The following is a 4,163-nucleotide window of genomic DNA, read 5'->3' as shown; positions in this document are numbered from 1 at the left end:
GGAAGCAGCTTGACCCACGAGGCCCCAATCAGAGAGGGCTCTAAGCACGCGCTCTGAACGGCGATAAACCACGCAAAAAGGGGCACGCTACCGGATCGGTAGCGTGCCCCTTTTCGTGTGCGACCCGACGGGTTCTTCGGGTTGGGGGGACTTACTTGGCCTTTTCGAAGGCCGCGCTGATGCGCAGGGTAACCGTGTCACCCACGACAGGCACGTACTTGGTCACGCCAAAGTCCGAACGCTGGATCGTGCCGGTGGCGTTGAAGCCCAGGGTATAGGCCTTGTCCATCGGGTTCACCCCGCCCGCGTTGTAGCTGGCGTGGAGCGTCACGGGCTTGGTCACACCGTGGAAGGTGAGGTTGCCGGTGATGTCTGCGGTGCGATCGCCGGTGCGGGTCACCTTGGTCGAAACGAAGGTGATCTTGGGGTACTTGGCCGCGTCGAACCAGGTCGGATCGCGCAGTTCGCCATCCAGCGTGTCGTTGGTGGTGTCGATCGAGGCGACGGGGATGCTCACGCTCAGCCGGGCGTCCTCGACCTTCTTGGGATCGAGCGAAAGCGTGCCCGAAACCCCGGAAAATTCACCGTAATATTCGGTGAAGCCAAAGTGCATGACCGAAAAGCCGACACGGGTGTGGCCAGGCTCGACGGTGTAGGAACCGGCCTGCGCGGCGGCCGGAGCCGGATCGGCCCCCTGGGCGAGCAGCGCCGTCGGCGCGCCGACCAGAGCGGCCGAAATCAGGGCGGTCTTGAAGAACGAGAAAGTCATCTGGAAAATCCTTTCCGGCAGGCCGTTCAGGCAAGCTTGGCGATGGCGGCCTTGGCGTCGGCGATGGCGCTCGCGGCGGCTTCGGGACCAAAGGCCATGCCCTCGGCGGTGACCACGGTCACTTCGGTGACGCCCATGAAGCCGAGCATGCCCTTGAGGTGCGGCGCGGCGAAGACGATGCCCGCGTCATCGTCGTACTTGCCCGCACGCGCCTGCGCGACGATCGCCTTGGTGTTCTTGACCAGACCTTCGGGGCCGGTCTCGGTGTACTGGAAGGTAGTGCCCGCGCGCAGCACGTAGTCGAACCAGGACTTGAGCGTGGAGGGCAGGCCGAAGTTGTAGACCGGCAGGCCGATCACCAGCACGTCGGCGTCCATCACTTCGCCGATCAGCGTGTCCTGCAGATCGCGCGCGGCCTGCGAGGCGGGGGTCAGCTTGTCGCCTTCAGGAGCGGCGCGGCCGATGCCGACGAGCGAGCCCGAATTGATGTGCGGGACGGGATCGGTGTCGAGGTTGCGCTCGACGATCACCGCGTCCTCGCCCAGTTCGGCAAGGTAGGTGTCGATCAGCTGGTTGCTGACGGAGGCGGCGCCGGTGGCGGCGGTGCGAAGAACGAGATACTTGGTCATGCGAACGGGTCTCCTGGATCAAGTGGGGGGTGGCCCGCCCGATGCTCGGGCAAGGCCGCCAGGGCTTCGCAGGAAGCTTGAAGAGGGAAATAGACCTTCTGGTTTTGCATGAACATTGGCGATATGAGCATAGTTTCCATGCAATAACGCATGGGCCTGCCGGGGAGGCACGCCGTGAACTGGGACGATATCCGCACCTTTCTGGCCATTGCGCGCGCCCGCAGCCTGTCGGGTGCGGCGCGCGAGCTGGGGCTCAGCCAGTCGACCATGAGCCGCCGCCTCGTCGCGCTCGAGGAACGCAGCGGCGCGCGCCTGCTGATGAAGACCCCGCACGGCTACGAGCTGACCGGGCTGGGCGAAACCGTGCTCGCCAACGCGCAGAAGATGGACGAGGAGGCGCTCACCCTCGAACGGCTGGTGCAGGGCCGCGACGAAGCGCTGCACGGCCGCGTGCGGCTGACCACGGTGGAGACCATCGCCAACCGCCTGCTGCCGATCGCGGTCGCCCATCTGCGCCGCGAATACCCCGGCATCACCATCGACCTGTTGTCCGACACCCGCTCGCTCAGCCTGGTCGAGCGCGAGGCGGACCTGGCCATCCGCATGGTGCGCTTCGAACACAACGAGCTGATCTCCCGGCGCATGGGAACGATGGTCTGCGCGCTTTACGCCAGCCCCGAATACCGCGCCGCGCACCCCGAGCCGCTGAGCGAGCCCACGCACACGGTGATCACCGTCATGCCCGACATGGCGCACCAGAACGAGGCGCGCTGGCTCGCGGAAAAGGTCCCCGAGGGCGAGGTGGTCTACCGCACCAACAGCCGCGATGCGCAAGGCGGCGCGGCGCAGGCGGGGATCGGCATCGCCTGCCTGCCGATCTACCTCGCCGAAGTGCTCCCCGGCCTCGAGCGGATCACATCGGCGGGCCTTGGCCCCGCGCGCGAAATCTGGCTCGGCGTCCACCGCGACTTGCGCGACATGCCGCGTATCCGCGCGGTGATCGAAGCGCTCGACCTGGCCTTCAAGGCCGAAAGACTTCGCTTCATGGTCGCCTGAAACCCCTTCCCTTCCCGCCTGCGCGATCCCACATTCGAGAGCAAGGAGACCACCGATGCCCGCCAGTGACAGCAAAATCGTCGTTTGCCCTTCGTGCGGCGCCCCGAACCGGGTGCCCGCCGCCAGGCTTGGCGCGGGCGGCACCTGTGGGCGCTGCCACGCCGCGCTGTTCACCGGCGCGCCGCTCACGCTCACCAGCGCCAACTTCGATGCCCATGCGGGCAAGGGCGACCTGCCCCTGCTGGTCGATTTCTGGGCCAGCTGGTGCGGCCCCTGCCGCCAGATGGCCCCGGCCTTCGCGGCAGCGGCGGCCACGCTCGAACCGATGATGCGGCTGGGCAAGCTCGACACCGAGGCCGAACAGGCCATCGCCGCGCGCTACGCGATCCGCTCGATCCCGACGATGATCCTCCTCCACAAGGGGCGCGAAATCGCCCGCCAGTCGGGCGCGATGCCCCCGCAGGCGATCGTGCAGTGGGCGCAGCAGGCGATGATGGGCACGGCGGGGTGAACTATCCGGACCTTGGCGAACGCGAATGGCTCGAACTGGTCAAGCGCACGCGTGAAAAGTTCGGCGTTTCGATCCAGGAAGCCCACGACCGGATCTTCGCCGATGAAGAAATGCGCCGGCTCGTCGCGCCGCGGATCAACAGCGTCCCCGCATGCCGCAAGATGGCGACACGGGACCTTGCCCGCCATCGTGAAAAGTCACGTTTCACACGCCACGGGGACCGCTTGCGCTTTCGCCGCCCCGACGGCCAGCGCCCCTAGAGAATATCCGCCACCCCATCAAGACTCTCGCGCAGCTTGGCGAGCGCCTGGGCCTTGAGCTGGTGGACGCGCGGGACGCTGACCTGGAGCACTTCGGCGATTTCGGACAGGTTCAGTTCCTCGACGAAGTAGAGCGAGATGACGAGGCGCAGGCGTTCGGGCAGGTCGGTCAGCGCCGCGATCACCGCCTCGCGCATTTCCTCGTCGGCCAGCAGGTCGAGGCTGTCCTTGGTCTCGGCGGCGAAGGCGATGTTCTGGTCCGAATAGACCTCGTCGATCGATTCGAACCGCATCGGCTGGCTCGAGCCCTGCATCTGCGCCAGTTCCGCAGGCGCGATGCCCAACGCCTCGGCCAGTTCGCGCGCTTCGGGCGAACGGCCCAGAACCCCGCGCAGTTCGTTCTCCTTGGCCTCGATCTGCTTGCGCCGTTCGCTCGCCCCGCGCGACATCGGCACGGTCTTGCGCACGAGGTCGACCATCGCGCCGCGCACGCGCATCTTGGCGTAGGCGGCAAAGCCGTCCTCGGTCGGCCCCGAATGCTTCTGCGCGCATTCGGTCAGCGCGACGAGCCCGGCCTGCATGAGATCCTCAAGCTCGATCCCGGACCGCCCGGTGCCGTTGACGTGCCAGGCCAGCCGACGGACCATCGGCAGGAAGCGGCGCACGCGGTCGGCCACTTCCTCGCGGTGGCCGCCCAGACGCGAACTGCGCGTGCCGACCGAGTAGGTCGGAGGGGAAAAGGCGCCCTGATCCTGTTTCATGCGGCCAGGCTTTCAGCGGCTTCCCCGCGCCCCGGAGCCGGGAGTCCGGCGGGAGGCGGCGGCGGTGCGCCCACCACGTCGATCACCTCGATCGGCTGGGTCGGCGGCAATTCGGCGATCGACAGCACGAGACAGGACGGCGCGCGCAGGCGCAGCAGCTGCGCCAGCGCGCGACGC

At 67.3% G+C, this 4,163-nt stretch carries 7 protein-coding genes; 3 read left to right on the top strand and 4 right to left on the bottom strand.

All coding sequences use genetic code 11. From position 1 onward, the window contains the following. Positions 1 to 151 precede the first annotated feature (151 nt). Positions 152 to 769: a YceI family protein gene (locus MTR62_RS20250; RefSeq protein ID WP_244024347.1), complete on the bottom strand. Its 618-nt coding sequence runs from the start codon at positions 767 to 769 to the stop codon at positions 152 to 154. A 26-nt stretch (positions 770 to 795) separates the two neighbouring features. Further along, on the bottom strand, positions 796 to 1,398 hold the full coding sequence (locus MTR62_RS20245) for an FMN-dependent NADH-azoreductase (protein WP_244024345.1): 603 nt from the start codon (positions 1,396 to 1,398) through the stop codon (positions 796 to 798). Positions 1,399 to 1,572: 174 nt separating this feature from the next. On the opposite strand from MTR62_RS20245, the gene MTR62_RS20240 reads away from it, so the two are divergent. Genes MTR62_RS20240 through MTR62_RS20230 form a run of 3 tightly spaced genes read left to right on the top strand, consistent with a single transcriptional unit; the run spans position 1,573 to position 3,225 of the window. Next, positions 1,573 to 2,454 carry a LysR family transcriptional regulator gene (locus MTR62_RS20240; RefSeq protein ID WP_244024343.1) on the top strand — a complete coding sequence of 294 codons (882 nt, stop codon included), beginning with the start codon at positions 1,573 to 1,575 and terminating at the stop codon, positions 2,452 to 2,454. A gap of 55 nt (positions 2,455 to 2,509) precedes the next feature. Continuing rightward, positions 2,510 to 2,965: a thioredoxin TrxC gene (gene trxC, locus MTR62_RS20235; RefSeq protein ID WP_244024341.1), complete on the top strand. Its 456-nt coding sequence runs from the start codon at positions 2,510 to 2,512 to the stop codon at positions 2,963 to 2,965. Continuing rightward, positions 2,962 to 3,225: a hypothetical protein gene (locus MTR62_RS20230; RefSeq protein WP_244024339.1), complete on the top strand. Its 264-nt coding sequence runs from the start codon at positions 2,962 to 2,964 to the stop codon at positions 3,223 to 3,225. Before trxC ends, MTR62_RS20230 begins: the two co-directional genes overlap by 4 nt. Here the strand turns inward: MTR62_RS20230 and MTR62_RS20225 are convergent. Next, positions 3,222 to 3,986 carry a sigma-70 family RNA polymerase sigma factor gene (locus MTR62_RS20225; protein WP_244024337.1) on the bottom strand — a complete coding sequence of 255 codons (765 nt, stop codon included), beginning with the start codon at positions 3,984 to 3,986 and terminating at the stop codon, positions 3,222 to 3,224. The two genes, MTR62_RS20230 and MTR62_RS20225, sit on opposite strands and share 4 nt — an antisense overlap. Further along, the coding region (locus MTR62_RS20220; protein WP_244024335.1) for a hypothetical protein at positions 3,983 to 4,163 on the bottom strand (181 nt) is incomplete at its 5' end. The genes MTR62_RS20225 and MTR62_RS20220, both read right to left, overlap by 4 nt.

Source organism: Novosphingobium organovorum (assembly GCF_022832435.1).
In the GTDB taxonomy this organism is placed as follows: Bacteria; Pseudomonadota; Alphaproteobacteria; order Sphingomonadales; family Sphingomonadaceae; genus Novosphingobium; species Novosphingobium organovorum.
The sequence above is the reverse complement of the archived record's forward strand: the minus strand, read 5'-3'. Positions and strand labels throughout refer to the sequence as shown.